Raw genomic sequence first — 21,079 nt, forward strand, 5'->3', positions numbered from 1 at the left:
GGGGGTCCACGGGGTTTCCCGGGGCCCCCGGGGGAGGGGTACCCCCGGACCCCCGGAGCGCGGGCCCGGGAGAGGGGCCGCAGGCGTCGATCCTCAGCCGGAGTTCACGGTGCCGGCGCTTCCGGCACCCGCGAGGGCGGCCGGCAGCGAGCGACGTGAGTTGATCCCGAGCTTCGCGTACACCTTGCGCAGGTGCCACTCCACGGTGTGCGGGCTGATGAACAGTTCCGCACCGATCCGCGCGTTTGTCATGCCCTCGGCGGCGAGCAGCGCGACCTGCGTCTCCTGTGGGGTGAGGGTGCTCGCGGGCTTGGAACTGCGAGTCCTGACGTGCTCGCCGGTGGCGATCAGTTCGCGGCGGGCCCGTTCGGCGAACGCGTGGGCCGGCATCGCGGCGAACATTTCGTGGGCCGTACGAAGGTGTTCGCGCGCCATCGCACGGCGGCGTCCGCGGCGCAGCCACTCGCCGTACAGCAGATGGCTGCGTGCGACTTCCACGGCGACACCGCCGCGGCCGAACTCCTCGATCGCGGTCCGGTACAGACGATCGGCCTCGTCACCGTCGGTGAGCAGAGCCTGGCTGCGGGCGCTCGCGCCGCGCGCCCAGCCGGAACCGGCGGCATGTGTCAGTTCGACGAGCCGGACCAATGAAGCGCGAGCCTGCTCGAGTTCACCGCACCGGGTCGCGGCCTCGACGTGCTCGACGAGCGACAGGCCGGTGAAGTTGAACCCGTCGTGATCGATGCTCGTGCGCGCGGCCACCATGGCCTCTTCGTAGCGTGCCAGGCCGTTGAACAGAACGCCCTGGATGTAGCCCATGGCGCCGAGCAGGCCCACCTCGCCCCGTTGTACGGCGCTCTCCGTGGCCTCTTCGATGAGGGCGGCCGCCACGTCCGCCTCGCCTCGCCAGGCGGCCAGGACGAGCGTCGCGTACTTGTGCGGGGCGTGGCCGGTCGCGGCGGCGATGGCGTCGGCCTCCTCGATCATCCGGTCGGCCATGGCGAAGTCGCCGTAGTGGATGTGCACCCCGCCGGCGTAGATCAGCGCAGGTGGCAGGCTGGCGAGCGCTCCGATGTCGCGAGCCAGACGCACCGCGCGACTCGACAGCGTGTCCCACGCGTGCAGGTCCCAGGCGTAGTGAATGAAGGCTTCGAGCGCGACCGGAGCCAGCAGAAGCCAGCGTACGGTGGCCTCCCGGGTGCTGAGCTCCTCGTGCGCGAGCGGCCCCAGCGCGCCGCGCAGGGCCGGGACACCGGTCTCGCAGCCGTCTGTGAGAAGCGCCGCCACACCGTCCAGGAGGAGGTCCGCGGCCATGGAACCGGAAGAGGGCGCCCCGGATCCCCTGGCCGCGATCGCGGCGGCGCGGGCGCCTGTCGGACCGTGCACCCGGCCCGCGAAAATGGTCGCGCTGATCGCTTCCAGATAGGTCTCCCGCGCCAGTGGGGATCCGGCGGCGGTGAACTGTGCAGCGGCCTCGAGGAGCAGCGGCGCCGCTTCGTCGCTGCGGCTGCGCGCGAAGAGGAGCCTGGCCCGCAGGCGTGCCAGGCGGGCGCGGTCCAGGGCACTGAGCGGATACATCTCGGCCACCGCCGCCAGCTCCGTGGCGCGGTCGGGCGCGGCGGCCGAGAAATGGGCCTCGGCCGCTGCGAGGGCTCGGCGCCCACGCGGCCAGGGGTCCGCTGTCACCTCGGTCGCGCGCTCCAGCAGTACCGCCTCGGCCGCGATGCCGCCGCGCCGACGCGCGCGGTCGGCGGCCTGCTCCAGCGCTGAGGCCACATTCTCGTCCGGCCCGTCGGCCGCCTGGGCGGCGTGCCAGGCGCGCCGGTCGGGGTCCAGAACCGGGTCCGTGGCCTCGGCCAGCGCCCGGTGCACCGCTCGGCGCTCTTCGGGCTCGGCCCCGTGGTAGACCGCCGAACGCACCAGCGGGTGCCGAAACCGTACGGACTCGCCGAACTCGATCAGCCCGGCCGCTTTGGCCGGTGCTGCATCAGGAGTGACCTTGAGGGAGGCGGCCGCGCGGACCAGCAGGCGCGCGTCGCCGACCGGCTCAGCCGCGGCGATCAGCAGCAGTGTCCGGGTCACCGCCGGCAGCGACACGAGCCGGCCGGCGAAGTCCCGTTCGACCCGGTTCGCGACCGGCCCCTGGATGCTCGGGGAACTCGACGCGTCCAGGCCGTACGCCAGTTCGGCGGCATTGCGGCCGCGGGAGAATTCGAGCAGCGCGAGCGGGTTGCCGTGCATCTCGGCCACGAAGCGGTCCCGGACCCGCTTCTCCAGGCGGCCGCCGACGGTGGCCTCGAGGAGCTCACCGGCGGCCGCGCTGTCGAGACCGCCGATCCGCAGCTCCGGCAGACCACTGAGCGCGGCCTGTCCCTCGGGGTCGCGTACCGCGAACGCCATCGCGACCGACTCCGCGAGCAGCCGCCGGGCCACGAACTCCAGGGTCTGCAGGGACACTTGGTCCAGCCACTGTGCGTCGTCGACGAGGACGAGCAGCGGCCGGGACTCCGAGGCCCGGGTGAGCAGGGAAAGCACGGCGAGGCCGACCAGGAAACGGTCGGGCGGGTCTCCGGCCGCCATGCCGAACGCCACGCGCAGGGCCTCACGTTGCGGTCCCGGCAGCTCTTCGAGCTCGTCCAGGAACGGCGCACACAGCTGATGCAGGCTCGCGTAGGGCAGTTCCATGTCGGCCTCGATGCCGCGCGCCCAGGTCACCTTCAGTTGGGATGCCTGCGCGGCCACATACTCCAGCAGCACCGATTTGCCGATGCCGGCCTCGCCGCGGACCACCAGTACCCGGGATTCGCCCTCGCGCAGGCCGACCAGCAGGTCGTCGAGCGCCGCGCACTCGCGCTGCCGGCCGACCAGATCGGGAAGCGGGCTGGCGATCATGCGACGCGGCTCCTTGGCGGGATCCGGGGAGGAACAAGTCCCTCGACGGCTGTCGGAACGAGCCTTGCAACGATACCCAGGACACCCCGCCCCCGCCGCCTGCGAGCTGTGAGGCACTCCACATCACCAAGTCCGCGAAGACTGTCACAAACCGAGCCGCTGCCCGGTCGACCACTGCCCATGATCTCGTCGGTCCGCTGTCGCAGGAGGTTCCATGTCGTCGCTCGGACACCAGGTGGCCACGTCCGTCCTCGTGGTCGGAACGGGCGGGTCGGGCCTGCGAGCGGCCATCGAGGTCGCGGAGGCCGGTGTCGCGGTCATCGCGGTGGTCAAACACACGGCCGACGGCGTCCACACGGCCGTGCCGGCCGGCGGTTTCGCCGAGACCTCCGATGTCGCCCACGCCCGCGACCCATGGGAGCGGCATGCGGCCGACACCCTGCTGGAGGGCCACCTGCTGGCCGACCCACGCACCGCGGAGGTCGTGGCCCGCCATGCCGCACAAGGCTTCCACGACGTCGCGCGCTACGGCACGCATGTCGACAGCCGGGGCGGAACCGCGTCGGCCGGCTCCTGCACCGGTGTGGGGGTGCAACGAGCACTCCGCGCACGCGCGAAGCACCTCGCCATCCCCGTCCTGCCGAACCTCTGCGTCACTCGGCTGCTGGTGGACGACGGGACCGTGTTCGGTGCCTACGGGTTCGACCTCGTCGACGGCTCGCGTTACCTCGTGCACGCCGACTCCGTGATCCTCGCGACCGGCGGACACACACGCATCTGGCGGCATACATCCTCGCGTCGCCACGAGAACACCGGCGATTCCTTCCGCCTCGCCGTCGAGGCCGGTGCCCGGGGACGTGACCTGGAGCTGGTGCAGTTCCACCCCTTCGGGCTGATCAGGCCGGAGATCGCGGCCGGCATGCTCATCAGCGAGTCGGCGCACAGTGAGGGCGGGGTGCTGCTCAACAACCTCGGTGAGCGGTTCATGACGCGATACGACGCCGCGCGGGCGGAGCTCTCCAGTCGCGACAGAGCCGCGCTGGCGTCCTACACCGAGATCAAGGAGGGCCGCGGCAGCCAGGCCGGCGGCGTATGGCTCGATCTGTCCCACCTGCCGCCCGAGACAATCCTGACGCGGCTGCCGCGCGTGCACCAGACCCTGTTGGACCTGCAGAAGCTCGACATCACCCAAGACCCCGTCGAGGTCGTGCCAACGGCCCGGTACTGCCTGGGCGGTGTCTGGGTCCGGCCCGAGGATCACAGCACCGATGTCAACGGGCTCTTCGTGATCGGAGAGGCGGCCGGCGGTCTGCACGGCGCGAACCGGTTGGAGGTGAACTCGCTGCTGGAGCTGCTTGTTTACGGACGTCTGGCCGGTCGTGCCGCGGCGGAGTACTCGGCCAGGCTCACCGGTCAGCGACGGTCGCCCGCGGCGATCCGTGCCGCGGACGGGGAGGTGAACGGGCTTCTGTCCGCCGACGGTGGCCAGAGCGTCCGCGGGCTGCAGCGGTTGGTGCGTCACCTGATGACGGAGTACGCCGGTGTCGTCCGGGACGAGGCCGGGCTCGCCGCCGGGCTCGCCCAACTCGACGAGATCGAGGCCCGCATGGCGGACATCAGCGTGCACGTCGATATCGGCGGTTTCCAGGAGCTCGCGTACGTCTACGACCTCAGGTCCAGCGTTCTCGCCGCCCGCGCGACGATCGAATGCGCGTTGGAGCGACGGGAGTCGCGGGGCTGCCACAACCGGTCCGATCACCCCGGTACCGACCCGGACCTGACAGCGAACCTGCTGTGGTCCCCGTCGACCGGGGTACGCCGCGAACCCGTCCCGCCCATTCCCACCGACATCGCCGAGTTGATGTACGACGTCGCAGCCGATGACAAGCCGGCCGAGTAGGGGCTTTTGGCGCATCGTCGCTGCCCGCCCACAACCCCCGGGCGCGGGCCGTGCGTACGATCGGGCCCAGGACCTGCCCGGCACCCGAGCGAGGATGACAAATGGCTTTGGAAGCAGACGAGTTCGCCATCGCCGACGATCAAGAGCTGCTCGGTCACGAGGAGTTGTACCGGTCCGCGCTCAACAGCGCCCGGCTGGCCCGTTCCCTGGCGCCGGCCACCGAGGAGCAGCGGGCTCTGGCCGGTGAACTGGTCCGCAGGCTCGTCGACGACGAACTGCTGCGCACCGGGGTGCCGCGCTCGGTGGGCGGTCCGATGGCATCGCCGTCGGTGATGCTCCGCTGCGCCGAGACGGTCGCACGGGGTGACGCGTCCGCGGGGTGGTGCGTGTCCATTGCGATGACGTCGAGCCTCCTGGGGGCCTATCTGCCACGGAAGGGCACCGAGGAGGTGTTCGGCGACCCGCGGTCCGTCGCTTCGGGCGTGTGGGCGCCCACCGCCCGGGCCCGGACCGTGCAGGGCGGTGTCGTCGTGTCGGGCCGGTGGGCGTTCTGCAGCGGCATCTCCCACGCCGACTGGTTGTTCGCCGGGTGCCTGCTGGACCCCTCCAAGGAACAGCCGGGCTCGCCGGTCATGCGGGTCGTCGCCCTCCCCAAACAGCAGCTGGAGGTACTCGACACATGGCACACGGGCGGCCTGCGCGGCACCGCCAGCCACGACGCCGTCGCCGATGAGGTGTTCGTGCCCGACCACCGCATCCTGTCGCTCGTGCAGGGACCTCCGGCCGACGCCGAGCCGCTCCACCGGTTCCCCGCCATCGCCTTCTTCGCCCTGTCGGTCGCCGCGGCCGCACTCGGCAACGCCCGCGGAGCCATTGACGACCTGACGGCGCTGGCGGGGGACAACACGTCCCGTGGGTCGAGCCGCGGCCTGGCCGAGCGGTCCTCCGCGCAGATCGCCGTGGCCCAGGCGGAAGCATCGCTGCGGGCCGCCCGCCTCCTCTACTACCAGTCGGTCGAGGACGCCTGGCAGGCCACCCAGTCCAGCGAGCCCGTGCCGCAGCAACTACGGGTCGGACTACGCCTGGCCGGAACGCACGCGGCCCGCGTCGCCACGGAAGTGACCGACACGATGTACGAACTCGCCGGCGGCGCCGCCGTCTACGAAACCTCCCCCCTCCAACGCCGCTTCCGCGACGCCCACACGATGACCGCACACATCCAGCTGAGGCCGACCATGTACAAGGCGGCGGGGGCCTACCTACTCGGCCAGCCGGTACCGGACCAGGACCTTTGACGCCTCCACCGGGTGTTCGCGGCACCGGCGGTCGGCCCGGCAGGCCTGGCAAGGAGGGTGATTATTCTCGGGGCACCGACAACAAGGAGGGGTTCGATGCTTACGGGTGTGCTCGTCGCCGAGAGCTTGCGGACCGGCACCGAGCTGACCGGTATCCCGTTGCAGATCACCAGATTGGCCCGGATCGAGATGACGAGCGCTTCGGAGGACCAGCCACGTCACTGGACGTTGCTGGACTTCACCGCCGAGGACTCCGAAGCGCCGCGGCTCGCGGATCAGCTCGCCGACTGCCTTTCGCCGACCGGCGGTTGGTACACCGACTTCCATACGCCGACCGAGACGTATGTGGTCTTCGCCAACAAGGTCTTTCGGTATCCGCGCGGACAGGCCGAAGGGCGCCGTGAAGCTCAGATGTACGGGCGCTCCGCCGGAATCCCCGAACAGCAACTCGACTGGCAGCACTGAAATGGTCGTACGCCTCGCAGACCTCGCCCCGCCATTCTCAAGCCGGATACGCATGCGTCAGCGTAGCCTTGACCGTCGCCCACACCGTGGCCCCCGGGCGTAGGTCGAGCTCCGCCGCGGCGACCGTGGTGAGGTCGGCGGTGAGGGCGAGGTCGCCGGTGAGGGCGACGCGGATCTGGTCGCTGTGGGTCTCCATGCCGGACACTTCGCAGCGCCAGAGGTTGCGGGCGCTGGCGCCGGTGGGGCGGTCGCGGTGGACGGTGACCGCGCTCGGTGGGAAGGCGACGAAGACCGGACCGGTGAGGTTTTCCTCGGTCGTGATCGCGGAGCCGGCCTCGAGCCGTACGGTGTGCCCTTCGGCCTCACCCCGGTACAGGTTCAGGCCGACCAGGTGCGCGATGTAGTCCGTGCGCGGATGGCGCGCGATGTGGGCAGGCGTGCCCTCCTGCACGATGTGGCCGTCCTCGATGACGACGAGGTGGTCGGCCAGGACCATCGCGTCCAGCGGGTCGTGTGTGACGAGTACGGCCACTGCCTCGAAGTCGGCGAGGTGGCGGCGGAGTTGGGCGCGGATGTCGAGGCGGGTGCGGGCGTCGAGGGCTGCGAGCGGTTCGTCGAGGAGCAGCAGCCGGGGATTGGTGGCCAGGGCGCGGGCGAGAGCGACGCGCTGGGCCTGGCCGCCGGACAGACGGCGGGGTTTGGCCCCGGCGTGGGCGGCGAGGCCCATGCGCTCCAGCCATACGGTCGCCCGGGCGCGGGCCTCTGCCTTGGTGGCGCCGTGGCAGCGCGGGCCGAAGGCCACGTTGTCGAGCGCGGTGAGGTGGGGGAAGAGCAAATAGTCCTGGAAGACGACGCCGACAGGGCGTGACTCGGGCGGCGTACGCTCCAACTGCGCGCCGTCCAGACGGAGATGCCCCCCGGAGAGCGGGACGAGCCCTGCGAGGGCACGCAGCGCGGTCGTCTTGCCCGCGCCGTTGGGTCCGAGGAGGGCGACCACGTCGCCGGGCGCCGCCGTGAGCGCCACGTCGAGCCGGAAGGAGCCACGCTCGACCACGAGCCGGGAGTCGAGCCCGCCACCGATCCGGGCGGCGACGTCGACGGCGTTCTTCTCGGTGTCGGTCATGACGCGGTCACCCAGCGGTCGCGCAGCCCTGCCAGCACCGCGATCGACACGGCGAGCAGGACCAGGCTGAGGGCGATGGCCGATTCGGGGTCGTTCTGCAGGGCGAGGTAGACGGCGAGGGGCATGGTCTGGGTGCGGCCCGGGAAGTTGCCGGCGAAGGTGATGGTCGCCCCGAACTCGCCCAGGGCGCGCGCCCAGGCCAGGACGGCCCCGGCCGCGATGCCAGGTGCGATCAGAGGCAGGGTGACCCGGCGGAACGCGGTGAAGCGGGACGCGCCGAGCGTCGTGGCCGCCTCCTCGTAGCGCGGATCGGCGGCCCGCAGGGTGCCCTCCACACTGATCACCAGGAACGGCATCGCCACGAACGCCTCGGCGATCACGACCCCTGCCGTGGTGAACGGCAGCGTGATCCCGAACCACGCGTCCAGCGACTTTCCGACGACCCCGTTGCGGCCCAGCGCCATCAGCAGCGCCACACCGCCCACCACTGGAGGCAGTACGAGAGGCAGGGTGACCAGGGCCCGTACGAATCCGCGTCCCGGGAACTCGACCCGGGCCAGCAGCCAGGCCAGCGGTACCCCCAGCACCAGGCACACCGCGGTCGCCGCCGTCGCACACACCAGGGACAGCCGGAGCGCCTGCCACACCTCGGAGCTGGTCAGCAGATCCGGCATGCTCCGCCACGGGGCCCTGATCAGCAGGGCGACGAGCGGCAGGATCAGGAACGCCAGGGCGAGCAGCGCGGGCAGCAGGAGGGGCAGTGGGGCGCTCATGCGGACACCCCTGAAGACGCGGCGAGGCCGCGGACCACCGGTCAGGGTGTCCGCGGCGTCGGCCTGGTCCATGCGGGGAGTGCTCACGGCTTGAGGAAACCGGCCTCGTTGAGGACCTTCTGACCCTCGTCGGACTGTACGAGTGCGATGAAGGCCTTGGCGCCCTCGGCGTTGGGGGCGTTCTTGAGGAGGGCGATCGGATAGTCGTTGATGGCGTCGGCGGACTCGGGGAAGTCGACGCCCTCGACCTTGTCACCGGCGGCCTTCACGTCGGTCTTGTAGACGACGGCGGCGTCGGCCTCCTTCAGCACCACCTTGTTCAGGGCCGCCTTGACGTCCTGCTCGTAGGAGACCGGGGTCAGCTTCAGCTTGCTGGCGTCCAGGGCCTTCTGGGCGGCGGCGCCGCAGGGCACCGTCTTGTCGCACAGTACGACCTTGAGGTCCTTGTTCGTCAGGTCCTTCAGGGAGGCGACCTTGTCCGGGTTGCCGGGCAGGGTGGCGATCTCCAGCTGGTTGCGGACGAAGGTGGCCGGCGCGGTGGCGTTGTCCTTCTTGTCCGTCACGATCTTCATCGTCTTCGGGCTGGCGGAGGCGAAGACGTCGGCCGGGGCGCCGCCGGTGATCTGCGCGGCCAGGGTGTCGCTGCCGCCGAAGCTGAAGGTGACGTGCGTACCCGGGTGGGCCTTCTCGAACTGCTTGCCCAGGGTCGTGAAGCTCTCCTTGAGCGAGGCCGCGGCGAACACGGTGACCGTCCCCGACAGCTTCGGCGACGACGCCGACGAGGCGGAGGAGCCGGACTTCGTGGAGCCGGAGTCCGAGTCGGACGAGGAGCAGGCGCTCAGGGTCAGCAACGCGACGGCACCCACTCCGGTCACCTGCAGCATCCGACGGGTCCGGCGCGCTGAACGGGTCATCACAGGTCCACTCCCTCAAGGTCCCGACGGACCCACGCTACGGTCTTACGACCTCGACTGCGGTCTCTCGACGACCACGTGCTGATGATACTTCCGCAGGTGCGAGGTGAAAGTCATCTGTCGCTTCGCATGAGCTGTATCCCACGCCTGTGAGCATGGCATGTGCGTTCGTACGGGGCGGTTCGCAGCCTTGCCGATGCGCGAGGCCGGGTTGTTCGGATGCGGGCGCCTATTCCTCGAACTTGATCCGCCAATCCAACTCTTTGTGACGAAAGGGGGTTTCGTGCGCGTTTCGCCGCTGTTGGTGTCGACAGGATGAGGCCGGGCTGCTGCCGCCGCGTCGGACTGCGACGTGCGGTGTGCTCTCTCATCGTTCTGTAGTTCTTCACGCAGGGGATTCGTCACTTGAACAGCTTTGTTTCGCGCCCGTCGGTTTCCGCTCGAGGATGGGCCGCCTTGCTCGTGGTCGGCGCCCTCGCCGCCGCACCGGTCGCAGTGGGGACTGCGGCTTCCGCCCATACCGGCGACGTCAAGAAGGGCAGCGCCGACGCGGCTGTCCTGCGTACCAGCTTGGATGTCTCACGCCTCGACGGGCTCGCGCCACTGCCGTTGCGTACCGCGCTCAACGAGGTGCACGCTCCGGCGACGGCGGAGAAGAAGGCTCTCGACATCAGGCTCGACGCGGTCGAGGGCGGCAAGCCGGTCAGCGTGCTCCGGGCCGATGTCGCCACGGCCAGGGCCGAGGTCACGCACCACGCGGCCAAGGCGACCACGCATCTCGTCCATGCGCGGGTCCACGTCCCGGGGGTGCCGCTGCTCGCCCTGGTCGAGGTCGAGGAGGTGACCTCCACCGCGGTCTGCAAGGCCCACGAGAAGCCTTTCGCCACGTCGGCGATCCCCGGCCCGGTCACCGTTCTGGGCAAGCGGATCCCGCTCACGATCCGCGCCGACCGGACCGTGGAGGCGCCCGGAGTCGGCACGGTGCATCTCGCCTTGTCCCGCACGGAGACGACCAGCCGCAGCGCCGCCGCGACCGCGCTTCAACTGCACGTCTCCATCGACCCGTTGAAGCTGGGCGTCGCGCAGGTCGAGGGTACGGTCACGCTGGCCGAGGCGCACTGCACGTCCGCGGCAGTGGCCGCGTCTCCCGCCGCGGAGCCGTCTGTCGCGGCGGGGCCGGTCGGTACGGACGCCCACCCGCAGTCCGCCGGCGAGCACACCGAGACCCACCTCGCGGAGACCGGCAGCACCACGCTGACGCCGTACCTCGCGGGAGCCGCCGCCGTCTTCGTCCTCGCCGGCGGTGGCAGCCTGATGCTGGCCCGCGCCCGCAGCAACAAGCGGCAGTGAGCCGTAGCCGCTCGGTCGGCTTCGGCGAGTTCGGCAGTGAATGACGGGCAGTGGTGCTCCGCCGGGGCGGCGGCACCACTGCCCTTCGCGCTACCTGGTTTTGTCATGTCCCTGGACAGGGTGCAGAACTCGTGCTGTCATGCCAACTGCCGTCCCTTACAACGTTGTACAGAGCGAACGCAGAAGCCTCCGCCCCTCGGCGGGCGACACGGACGACATGACCGACAACGTTGTCCAAGCCTGCAACCGGATCGTGCCCCACCCCACGACAGGAGAAGCGGTATGCCCCTCGCCCGACGCCACTTCTTGCAGACCGGATGCCTCGCCGTCGGCTCCCTCGCGATCGGCGCCGCACTCCCGGCAGCCCCGGCCGCCGCCGCGGCGAGCGGCCTCGCTGCCGACGCCCTCACCCGGCTGGCCCCCGGCAGCATCACTCCCCGCGGCTGGCTGGCCGGTCAACTGCGCCTGCAACTCGCCGGACTGTGCGGCCGCTACGCCGAGCGCTCCCACTTCCTCGACGCCACGACCAGCGGCTGGACGAACCCAGACCACGACGGCTGGGAGGAACTCCCGTACTGGCTGCGGGGATACGTCCCCCTCGCCATCGCCACCGGCGACGCCGCCGCCCTCGACCAGGCCCGCAGCTGGATCGACGCGATCCTCGCCACGCAGATGGACGACGGCTTCTTCGGCCCCCGGGCCCTGCGCACCTCGCTGAACGGCGGCCCCGACTTCTGGCCGTTCCTGCCGCTGCTCCAGGCGCTGCGAACGTACGAGGAATACACGGGGGATCAGCGGATCGTGCCCTTCCTCGTCCAATTCCTGCGCTTCATGAACGCCCAGGGGCGCGGCGCCTTCGACACGAGCTGGGTGTCGCTGCGCTGGGGCGACGGCATGGACATCGCCGTGTGGCTGTACCGCCGCACGGGCGAGGCGTTCCTGCTCGACCTCGTCGACAAGATGCATGCGTGGGGCGCCGACTGGACCGGGCCCCTGCCCACACCGCACAACGTCAACATCGCACAGGGCTTCCGTGAACCGGCGCAGTACGCCCTGCGCACGGGCTCCGCCGACCTGACCCGGGCCACCTACCAAACCTATGACCAAGTCCTGGGCGGCTACGGCCAGTTCCCCGGAGGCGGGATAGCGGGCGACGAGAACATCAGACCCGGCTTCGGTGACCCTCGGCAGGGGTTCGAGACCTGCGGCATCGTCGAGTTCATGGCCAGCCACGAACTGCTCACCCGGGTCACCGGCGACCCCGTATGGGCGGACCGCTGCGAGGACCTGGCGTTCAACATGCTGCCCGCCGCCCTGGATCCCGACGGCAAGGGCGTGCACTACATCACCAGCGCCAACAGCGTGGACCTCGACGACGCCGGCAAGACCCAGGGCCAGTTCCAGAACGGCTTCGCCATGCAGTCCTACCAGCCCGGCGTCGACCAGTACCGCTGCTGCCCCCACAACTACGGAATGGGCTGGCCCTACTTCAGCGAGGAGTTGTGGCTGGCCACCCCGGCCGGCGGGCTCGCCGCCGCGATGTACGCGCCCAGCCGCGTCCGCACCACCGTCGCGGACGGCACAACGATCACCGTAACCGAGGACACGGACTACCCGTTCGACGAGACCGTCACCCTGACCCTGTCCACCCCGCAACCCGTCTCGTTCCCGCTGCTGTTGCGCGTGCCGGGCTGGTGCGAGGGTCCTCAACTCCGCGTCAACGGACAGCCGTTCGCGGCTCAGGACGGCCCCACGTTCGTACGGCTGGAGCGGACCTGGAAGGACGGCGACCGTGTCACCCTCACCCTCCCGCAACGCACCACCGTCCGCACCTGGTCCGGCAACCACGACTCCGTCAGCGTGGCGCACGGACCGTTGACGTACGCGTTGCGCATCGGCGAGCAGTACGTCCGTTACGCCGGCGACGACACCTTCCCCGAGTACGAGGTCCACGCCACGACGCCGTGGAATTACGGCCTGGTGCCCGACGCGACACCTGAACTCCACAAAGCGAACGGCCCCGTTGCCGCCAACCCCTTCACCCACGACACCACCCCGCTCACCCTCACCGCCCAGGCGCGCCGCCTCCCGGAGTGGATCGCCGACGACGAACACGTGGTCGCCCCGCTCCAGCACAGCCCGGCACGGGCCACGGGCACCGTGGAACAGGTCACGCTCGTCCCGATGGGCGCGGCCCGGCTGCGGATCACCTCGTTCCCGACGGCGTCCCCGGACGGCAACGCCTGGGTGCCGGAGCCGCCGTACCGGCGCATCCTCAACAAGCACAGCGGCAAGGTGCTGGCCGTCGACGGGATGTCCACGGCGAACAGCGCCAGGGTCGTGCAGTTCGACAACACCGGCACGGGAGACCACGCCTGGCAACTGATCGACAAGGGTGACGGCTGGTACCTGGTGCGCAATGGCCAGAGCGGCAAGGTCATGGGCGTCGACGGCATGTCGACCGAGAACAGCGCGCACGTCGTCCAGTACGAGGACAACGGCACCGACGACCACCTGTGGACCCTGGTCGACAAGGGCGACGGCTGGTTCCTGGTGCGCAACCGGCACAGCGGGAAGGTCCTGGGGGTCGACGGGATGTCGACCCAGAACAGCGCCCAGGTGGTGCAGTTCGACGACAACGGAACCGACGACCACCTGTGGCGCCTGGTGTGAGCTGAGTCGTGCTACCTCTCAGCCCGTACGCTCAAGGCCGGTGCGGTCGGGCCGAGTTGAAGAGTGAACGCTGCTGTTCCGAAGGCGGGCACCTCGACCGAGACGGCACCGTCCGGCAACACCGGCAGTTCGCTCGGGGCGAGTCCGAGGAAGGTGGTCCGGAAGGCGCGAGTGAAGCGGAACGGTGTGCTCGCACGGCAGTTGACCGGAGTGTCGGCGGTCGACTGCAGTCGGATCACGAGCGTCCCCTCGTCCGGCACGGTCAGACCGACGAGGCGTACGCGTGGATCCTCCACGGTCAGGAACTGCGTCTGCGACGGCGGCTCGTGCCCGGCCTCGCCGCGAGCGCGGACCGCGATGAGCGGGTGGCTGGTGACGGCCGCGGTGCGCATGGCCAGTTGCTCGCCCGAGCCTGGCTCCGTTGCCGCTCCCTCCTCGGTGGTGGCGAAGCCGACGCTGTAGCGGAAGGTGTGATCGAAGGCCTGCTGGGAGGGGAAGTTCGTGTCCCAGATGTTGTTGTGCACCCAGGAGAAGACCGTGGCCGGTTCCTCCTGCGGGAGCGACTGGGGGTAGGGGACGTAGGGGATGGCGATCCCGCCGTGCTGGACGAGGGCCACGTCGGCCGTGGCCAGCGCGGCGTGGTGGTGAGCGTCGCTGAGGCTGATCCAGCGCCGGATCGCCCGCATGTGGGTGGCGGAGCCGGGGACGGTCTCAAGTCCGGTGCCGGTGACGCCTCCTGTGGCCTCCATGCGTACGGCGGGGTCGTCCAGGGCGAAGGGGAAGGCGAAGAAGGCGCTCTCCTTGGTGAGGGTGGCCGTCTTGTCGATGCGGTTCTCCACGTCGATGCGAGCCGCGTGGTGCGGGAGGTGCACTCGTACGCGAAGGCGCTGTGTGCCGGCCGGGGCGCACTCGTAGATCAGCGTGTTGCCGGTGGCGTCGGCGGTGCGGTCGACCAGTGCCGCGGGCGGTGCCGTGCGGCGCGAGGCGAGCAGATGCATCGAGTCGTCGGCGACGGTCTTGCTGGACTGGTGGTTGAAGCCGCCGGCCGTGGCGTACTCGTCGTACACATAGCCGTTGAAGCCGATGACGGCGTCCTGCCGGACGAGTTCGCGTCCGGTGTGCTTGTCGACGACGGAGCCGATGCAGGCGTTGCGCAGGTCGACCGTGACCCGCAGGTGGTCGTTCTCCAGGACGGTCGGATCCGTCCACGGCTCCGTGGTGCTGCCGTCCTTCGTGGAGGTGGCGGGGACGATGTCCAGGCGTACGGTTCCGCAGGCCGGCACGTCCGTGACGGGCACGTCGAGGAACCGGCCCGCCGCCCGGTGGCGGTCGTTGCTCTGGGCCTCCTCCGTGAAGGGCAGCGGCGTGTTCGAGCGGGCGTCGAGCACCTGGACGGGCTCGCTCAGTGCGACCGCGCTCTCCGGCAGGAAGAGCCGGGCCGTCTCGGTGCGCGGCCAGCTGCAGGTGTTGACGACGTGGTAGGTGGCCAGGGCGTCCGCGCAGGGCGCGAAGGCCTCGCCGAGCAGCGCGGCGGCGGAGTCCAGGAGCGTCTCCGCCTCGTCGTGGGCGCGCAGGGCCTGGGAGTACTTCCAGTGCCACTGCTTCTCGCCGGACCCGTGACCGTGATCGCCGTGCGTCCAGGGATCGCCCGCGCCCCAGGTGTGCTCGTTGAACAGCGAGGCCGCACGGTAGACGGACGGTGCTGCCTCCGTGACGGCTGCGCTGCCGGGTACGCCCATGAGCCGGGCGTACCCGGCGACGGTCTGCGCCTCGGCGAGGGCGGCCTGGCCGCGCCGTGTGGCCGCGAGCGGGACGGCGCCCGCGCCGATTCCGTCGACCCACCAGTCGCTCCAGTCACCCCGGTGCGTCTCCAGCCGGTCGCCGACGCGCTTCTCGGCGTCCTCGAAGAAGTCCTGGTTGCGGGAGGCGCGCAACTGCGGGAAGGCCCACTCCTCGTTCCAGCGGCGCACGGTGTCGGAGATGATCCGGCGCGGCGGGCCGTTGTCCGCGAACTTGCCCAGCACCCGCAGATGCAGCACGTCCCACGGATAGGGGTCGGCGGTGCCGGGGAGATCGAGGGCGGGGAAGCCGGGGATGCCGCGGCCCTCGTGCGGGTAGGGGAAGGCGGCCAGCGCACTGAGGTAGGCGGGCAGCAGGTCGTCGACGCGGTCGAAGGACTCGTCGAAACCGAGGATGGAGCCCTCCATGTACGCCAGTCCGTGCGGTGTGTCGGTGCGCCAGACCAGGACGCTGTTGCCGCTGGGGGCCTGCCAGCGGAACAGCCGCGGAAGGTGTTCCCCGCCGACGTGGTGAGGTACGGCGCGTCCGGCCCAGTTGTGCGCCACGGACAGGTAGCGGATGCCGTGGTCGGCCAGGACGTCGGGCAGACCGACCACCTGGCCCGGTACGTCGGTCTGCATGGCCGTGGTGATGTCGATGCCGTGCCGTCGGCGCAGGTCCAGTACCGGGCGGATCAGTTCGTGCAACTCGTCGGTGGAGCAGGTCTCGGTGTGGAGGTTGAACGGCATCGCCGTGAGTTCGATGCGGCCTTCGCGTACCCGGTCCAGGAAGCGCTCGATCTGGCGTTCCGGGCGGTTGGCCCGCCAGTCCTGAAAGGAGTGGAAGCCCTCGACGGCCCAGCGGAAGCGGGCGGCCTCCGGCCAGTCGTCGGTGCCGTGGCACAGTTCGAGCAGGGAGTCGAGGTAGGCGCGGTGCTCGGCCATCACCCGCCCCTGGGGGTCGGTGTAGCCGATGTCGAGGTGGGAGTGCTGCACCAGGTGCAGCGTCCAGTGACGCTGCGGGCGTGCCTCGAAGTCGAGCCGGGTGCCCTCTTCCAGGTCGGGAAGCTCGATCAGCAGCCGCGTCGGTGCGTCCACCTCCGGCACCAGGATGCGGGTGTCGGACCCGGGGCCGGACAGCAGTTCGTGGGGGACAGGGGTGCCCCCGCTCGTGGTGACCCGGACCCGGGTGATGCGCGGCAGGGCGTCCTGCGGGCGCGAGGCGGGGCGGCGCAGCCGCAGCCGGATGGACTGCAGCAGGCCGCCCTTGCCGTCACGGCGCAGCAGCGGCTCGCCCGACAGCTGCACCTGCATGTCGCCGAGGCCGGCGCTGGTGGTGACGACCCGGTCGCGCAGGATGTCACGCGCGATGTCGGAGTCCCACCAGGAGGGCCGGGTCAGTGGTGCCTTGGACATGGTGCGGAAGTGTCCTTCGGATTGAGGTTGGTCCCGCGTGGGCGGGACGCGGTGTCACGAGCGGGGGCGGTGAGGTCGCCGGCCGGGATCAGTGGTCGGCGGCCAGGGTGGCGAAGATCTGGACCATGGCGGACTGCTCCAGTGTCTCGGCCGGAACACTCGGGTCGTAGTCGCCGCCGCCCGAGGGCTGGAAGTGGAACAGCCCGGTGGCGGCGTCCCGGTTGCCGGCGTACGTGCTGTCCGCGTAGGCGCTGACGGCCTTGCGGTAGGCGGGGTGGGGCCGGACGGCGTCCAGGGCGAGCAGGTCCTTGAAGTAGAAGGCGTTGAAAATGGCCGGCTGATCGTGCAGCCGGGTGCCCTGCGTCCAGTACGCCAGGGAGGCGTGGGCGTCCTCGACGGCCTTGTCCAGGTAGCCGGTGTCGCCGGTGCCGCGGTACAGGGCGGTGGCCGTACCGATCATGGCGCCCGAGTTGTAGGTCCACAGCGTCGGGTCGGTGCTGCCGTCGTCGCCGCGGTCGTTGCCGTACAGGCCCGGTGCCTGGCGCATGCACGAGTGCACCCAGCCGTACCACTGCTCGGCCTTGGCGAGGTAGGCCGGGTCATGGGTGTGCTCGTAGAGCCGGGCGGCCAACTGGGCGGACAGCGCGGTGACGTTGGTGGCTCGGATGGTGTTGTCGGGTGAGTCGAACCAGTCCATTCCGCCGGGGCACGCCTTGGTGGTGTCGCTGTCCCAGGCGCGGCTGACGATGGGGACGATCTGCTCGGCGCGGGCCAGGTAGGTGTGGGCGCCGGTGCTTTCGTACTGGTCGAGTTCGCTCAGTCCGACCACGGCGTTGTCGTCGTAGTAGATGTCGCCGCCCGAGCCCAGGGGAGCGGGCAGGTAGGACTCGTAGCCGGGCCGGGCGCCGGGGGTGAAGTACAGCTCGATGGTGTCGAAGCGCTCGGCCGCGTCCGTGCGGTAGGTGGGGCCGCTGCGCGGAAGTGCCTGCATGTCCACCGTTGCCGCGGCGGCCTCGCGCATCGGCCACAGGTAGGAGTGCTCGGGGTCCGTCGACTGCCGGGGGGTGCGCTCCAGGTACAGGCCGTGCTGATCCTGGCCCTGGTAGAGGTGGGCCTGCAGGGCGTTGTACGCGTCGGTGGCGCGGTCGGCCCACGCGGTGGGGGAGACGGGGTGGGGGCGCGCGGGGTGCGTGGGCTGGGCGTGGGCGGGGACGGCAGTCCAGAGCAGGCCCGCACAGGCGGCGGTCACGGTCGTACGACGAAGCAGCGATCTCAGCATGGTTGCCCTTCGTGGCGAGGAGGAGGCGTGCACGGATCAGCGGTGGATCTTCAGGCTGCTGATGAAGAAGCGCTGGGCGGAGAAGAACAGCACCAGGGTCGGCAGCGAGACCAGCAGGGCGCCGGCGAGCACGACCGGCGGCCCGACGTTGGTGTAGTTGCCCTGCAGATCGGCGAGCGCGGCCATGACGGGCCGGATGTTGCGGCTCGTGGTGAGCGTGATGCCGAACATGAGGTCGTTCCAGACGGCGACGAACTGGAAGACGAACACGGCGATCATGGCGGACCGGGACAGCGGCACATGGATCTGCCAGAACAGCCGCCACCAGGAAGCACCGTCCATGCGCGCGGCCTCCACGACCTCCCGCGGCAGCGTGAGGGCGTAGTTGCGCATGACGAAGAACGCGAATGGAACCGCGATGGCCGTGTAGATCAGCACGAGCCCGATCTGGGTGTCGTACAGGGACGACTTCGCGTACGACAGGAACAGCGGCCGGATGAAGACCTGCAGGGGCAGCAGCGTGCCTGAGTAGATCAGCCAGAACCACAGCGCCTGGCGCTTCACCTGCATGACGATGGTGGCGAACGCGGCACCCGAGGCCAGCACGACGGCGGCCAGCGCGCTGACGACGGCGTAGAGGAGGCTGTTGCCCATCGCGGGCCCGAGCTGGGCCTTGTCCCAGGCCTGGTGCATGTTGTCGAACAGCCCGAAGCTGGAGGGCAGCCAGTGCGGACTGCCGGTGTAACTCCCGGACGGCACAAGGGCGTTGACCACCAGGAGCCAGGTCGGGACCAGCCACAGCAGGGCGAGCAGCACGACGGTGCCGTTGCGCAGGACTCGGCTTACGGACATGGGTCACTCGCCTTTCACGTCGAGCTGACGGCGCAGGTAGAGCCAGGAAGCCGCCAGCACGATCACGGTGAGGACGACCGCGATCGCCGCTCCCGCGCCGGGCCGCAGTTCCAGGAAGGTCTCGTTGTACATGGACACCGCGAGGGTCTCGGTGGCCCGTCCCGGCCCTCCTTGGGTGAGCACCCAGATCAGGTCGAACGACTTGAGGCCGTTGACGAGGCTCATGCCGATCACGATGATCGACACGGGCCTGAGCTGGGGCAGGATGATGTGGCGGAACTGCTGCCAGCTCCCCGCGCCGTCCAGGGCGCCGGCCTCGACGGTCTCCGGCGGGATGGACTGCAGGCCGACGAGGAAGAGGATGACGGCCACACCGGTCGCCTGCCACGCGTTGGCGAGGATCATCACGATCGTGTTGCCGGGCCAGGTCAGCAGCCAACCCTGGGCGAGCGAGTCCAGGTGCAGGTTGGTCAGGACCTGGTTGACGGCGCCGTCGGTGGTGAGCATGAAGTTCCAGACCACGGCGACCGCCGAGCCCGAGAGCGCGTAGGGAAGCACGACGCACAGCCGTGCCAGGCGCGACCAGCGGGTGGCGTTGGTCAGGACGGCGATGGCGAGCCCGAGGACGAAGGGGAGCACGACCGTGCCCACCACCCACATCAGGGTGTTCTGGATGGAGCGGGCCAGCGCCGGGTCGGAGGCGAACAGCGAGTAGTTGTCGAACCAGCTGAAGGGCGTGGTCCTGCTGTCGCTGAAGAAGCTGCGGTAGATCGTCCACACGAAGGGGGCGAGCAGGAAGGCGGCGACCAGGAGCACCGCCGGGGCCATGAACGTTCCGGCCGTCAGGCGTTCACGCCGCTTGCGCCAGGTGTGCGGCACGGGCGGACGCTGCGCGCCGCCGGAGGGTGCTGCCGGGAGTCCGCCCCTGGTGGTGGGCGTCTGCCGCTCGGTAGAGAAAGTGCTCATGCCTCGTCACGCCTCCAAGCCGCCCATTCGTCCTGTGCGCGCTCCTGCATCCTGCGGAGCGTGGTGGCCGGCGACGTCTGTCCGGCCATGAAGCCGCCCAGGTCGTCGGTGTTGCCCTGGATGAGGCTGGGTGGGCCGGATTCCCAGTACCTGATCAGCGGGAGCCGGTGCTCGCGGGCGATGTCCCGTTGCAGCTGAGCCACCACCGGGTTGCCCGAGCGCACCGTGGGATTGGCGGAGCTGTCCTGCAAGAAGTCGCTCCACACCCGCTGCACGGGCGGGGCGAGCCAGGACCCGGCGTTGGCCATGGCCGCTGAGTGCGAGGAGGCCTGGGAGGGAACGGCGAAGACACCGGACTCCGTGATCACGCTCTTGGGGGTGGAGGCCCGCACGGTGGGCAGGATGAACGCGTCGTAGTCGACGCCGGGTTTCATGCCGACGGCACTCATGCCCTGCGACTGCCAGGTGCCGTGCAGGAACATGCCCACGCTGCCCGCCTTGACCGCACCGGGCCCGCGGTTCTGATCGAAGTCGGGCGAGGTCATCCAGCCCTTGCGCATGAAGTCGTGCCAGATGTCCATCGCCCGACGCGCGGGGGCGTCGAGATAGGAGGCCTGTCCGGCGACCAGCTTCTGGTAGAAGCGCGGATCGACCTTGGTGACGAGCTCCTGGAACCATTCGATGGCGGGCCAGCCGCCGACCTGGCTGGCGAGGAACGGCGTGATCTTGTTCCGCTTGAGCACCTCGGCGCAGTGCAGCAGCTCGGCCCAGGTCGTCGGGGCGGTCAGCCCCAGTTTCTTGAACACCGGCTTGCTGTAGAACAGCACGTAGTACGACTCGTACAGCGGAACGCCGTAGACCTTCCCGTGGTACGACACCGTCTCGCGCGTCGCACCGCGCACCCACCCCTTGGCCGCGTACGCGTCCCAGACGGGCGACAGGTCGGTGAGACCGCCGGCGCGCGCCAGGCGCTTGAGCTGGTAGCCGGACGCCCACTTGACGAGGTCGGTGGCCTTCGAGGTCTGCAGCGTCATCTGCACGACCTGCTGGTACGAGGTCGTCGACGGGTTCGACAACGGCCTCAGCGCATAGCCGGTGATCTTCTTGAGTGCCTGTCCGGCCGAGCGGTAGCCCTCGTCCCAGGTGGCGTTGTCATTGGAGATGCTCGTGGTCCCCGGCTGCGGGGACGTGCTGTCGCCGCGAGCGCAGCCCTCTACCGCGAGGGTGGCCGCGCCCGCGGTCATCCCGGCGAGGAAGCGACGCCGGGCGAGCGGCGCGGCTGCGCGGCGGGGCGTGCCCGATGCTGTCATTGATCACCTTCACCGAACGGGCCACCTGCATGGCCGGATGTGAGCCAGTGAGTACACGCGAGGCCAGGGAGAACGCCTGAATCGCCGACTGCG

General features: G+C 70.2%; 14 protein-coding genes. 5 read left to right on the top strand and 9 right to left on the bottom strand.

Features of this window, described 5'->3' with window-relative positions; translation table 11 throughout:
• Positions 1–93 precede the first annotated feature (93 nt).
• A complete protein-coding gene (locus JYK17_RS27530; RefSeq protein ID WP_222811397.1) occupies positions 94–2,892 on the bottom strand; it encodes a helix-turn-helix transcriptional regulator in 2,799 nt (932 codons plus the stop codon).
• Between the two features lie 214 nt (positions 2,893–3,106).
• On the opposite strand from JYK17_RS27530, the gene JYK17_RS27535 reads away from it, so the two are divergent.
• From JYK17_RS27535 to JYK17_RS27545, 3 genes are all read left to right on the top strand, one after another.
• Positions 3,107–4,792, top strand: a complete 1,686-nt coding sequence (locus tag JYK17_RS27535) for an FAD-binding protein (RefSeq protein WP_222811398.1) — start codon at positions 3,107–3,109, stop codon at positions 4,790–4,792.
• Positions 4,793–4,893: 101 nt separating this feature from the next.
• On the top strand, positions 4,894–6,087 hold the full coding sequence (locus tag JYK17_RS27540) for an acyl-CoA dehydrogenase family protein (RefSeq protein ID WP_222811399.1): 1,194 nt from the start codon (positions 4,894–4,896) through the stop codon (positions 6,085–6,087).
• 108 nt (positions 6,088–6,195) lie between these two features.
• On the top strand, positions 6,196–6,552 hold the full coding sequence (locus tag JYK17_RS27545) for a hypothetical protein (RefSeq protein ID WP_234548362.1): 357 nt from the start codon (positions 6,196–6,198) through the stop codon (positions 6,550–6,552).
• A gap of 37 nt (positions 6,553–6,589) precedes the next feature.
• Here the strand turns inward: JYK17_RS27545 and JYK17_RS27550 are convergent, their stop codons facing one another.
• The 3 genes from JYK17_RS27550 to modA are packed head-to-tail and all read right to left on the bottom strand — an operon-like array spanning position 6,590 to position 9,362.
• Positions 6,590–7,675: an ABC transporter ATP-binding protein gene (locus tag JYK17_RS27550; protein ID WP_222811401.1), complete on the bottom strand. Its 1,086-nt coding sequence runs from the start codon at positions 7,673–7,675 to the stop codon at positions 6,590–6,592.
• Positions 7,672–8,520, bottom strand: a complete 849-nt coding sequence (modB, locus tag JYK17_RS27555) for a molybdate ABC transporter permease subunit (RefSeq protein ID WP_222811416.1) — start codon at positions 8,518–8,520, stop codon at positions 7,672–7,674. The genes JYK17_RS27550 and modB overlap by 4 nt, the downstream gene beginning before the upstream one ends.
• 11 nt (positions 8,521–8,531) lie before the next feature.
• Positions 8,532–9,362, bottom strand: a complete 831-nt coding sequence (gene modA / locus JYK17_RS27560; RefSeq protein ID WP_222811402.1) for a molybdate ABC transporter substrate-binding protein — start codon at positions 9,360–9,362, stop codon at positions 8,532–8,534.
• A 456-nt stretch (positions 9,363–9,818) separates the two neighbouring features.
• Between modA and JYK17_RS27565 the strand changes: the two genes are divergently transcribed.
• Both JYK17_RS27565 and JYK17_RS27570 read left to right on the top strand, forming a co-directional pair.
• Positions 9,819–10,712: an SCO1860 family LAETG-anchored protein gene (locus JYK17_RS27565; protein ID WP_164932100.1), complete on the top strand. Its 894-nt coding sequence runs from the start codon at positions 9,819–9,821 to the stop codon at positions 10,710–10,712.
• Positions 10,713–10,994: 282 nt separating this feature from the next.
• Positions 10,995–13,385: a beta-L-arabinofuranosidase domain-containing protein gene (locus JYK17_RS27570; RefSeq protein WP_222811403.1), complete on the top strand. Its 2,391-nt coding sequence runs from the start codon at positions 10,995–10,997 to the stop codon at positions 13,383–13,385.
• Between the two features lie 11 nt (positions 13,386–13,396).
• On the opposite strand, the gene JYK17_RS27575 is transcribed toward JYK17_RS27570, so the two are convergent.
• From JYK17_RS27575 to JYK17_RS27595, 5 genes are all read right to left on the bottom strand, one after another.
• Positions 13,397–16,579: a glycoside hydrolase family 38 N-terminal domain-containing protein gene (locus JYK17_RS27575; RefSeq protein WP_222811404.1), complete on the bottom strand. Its 3,183-nt coding sequence runs from the start codon at positions 16,577–16,579 to the stop codon at positions 13,397–13,399.
• Positions 16,580–16,667: 88 nt separating this feature from the next.
• Positions 16,668–17,858: a glycoside hydrolase family 76 protein gene (locus JYK17_RS27580; protein ID WP_222811405.1), complete on the bottom strand. Its 1,191-nt coding sequence runs from the start codon at positions 17,856–17,858 to the stop codon at positions 16,668–16,670.
• A 36-nt stretch (positions 17,859–17,894) separates the two neighbouring features.
• Entirely contained in the window at positions 17,895–18,710 is an 816-nt protein-coding gene (locus JYK17_RS27585; protein WP_222811406.1) for a carbohydrate ABC transporter permease, read from the bottom strand.
• A 3-nt stretch (positions 18,711–18,713) separates the two neighbouring features.
• Positions 18,714–19,676: a carbohydrate ABC transporter permease gene (locus JYK17_RS27590; protein WP_108014109.1), complete on the bottom strand. Its 963-nt coding sequence runs from the start codon at positions 19,674–19,676 to the stop codon at positions 18,714–18,716.
• Complete coding sequence (locus tag JYK17_RS27595) at positions 19,673–20,986, bottom strand: ABC transporter substrate-binding protein (RefSeq protein WP_222811407.1); 1,314 nt, start codon at positions 20,984–20,986, stop codon at positions 19,673–19,675. The genes JYK17_RS27590 and JYK17_RS27595 overlap by 4 nt, the downstream gene beginning before the upstream one ends.
• Between the last annotated feature and the right edge of the window lie 93 nt (positions 20,987–21,079).

It is taken from the genome of Streptomyces plumbidurans (assembly GCF_019857225.1).
In the GTDB taxonomy this organism is placed as follows: Bacteria; Actinomycetota; Actinomycetes; order Streptomycetales; family Streptomycetaceae; genus Streptomyces; species Streptomyces plumbidurans.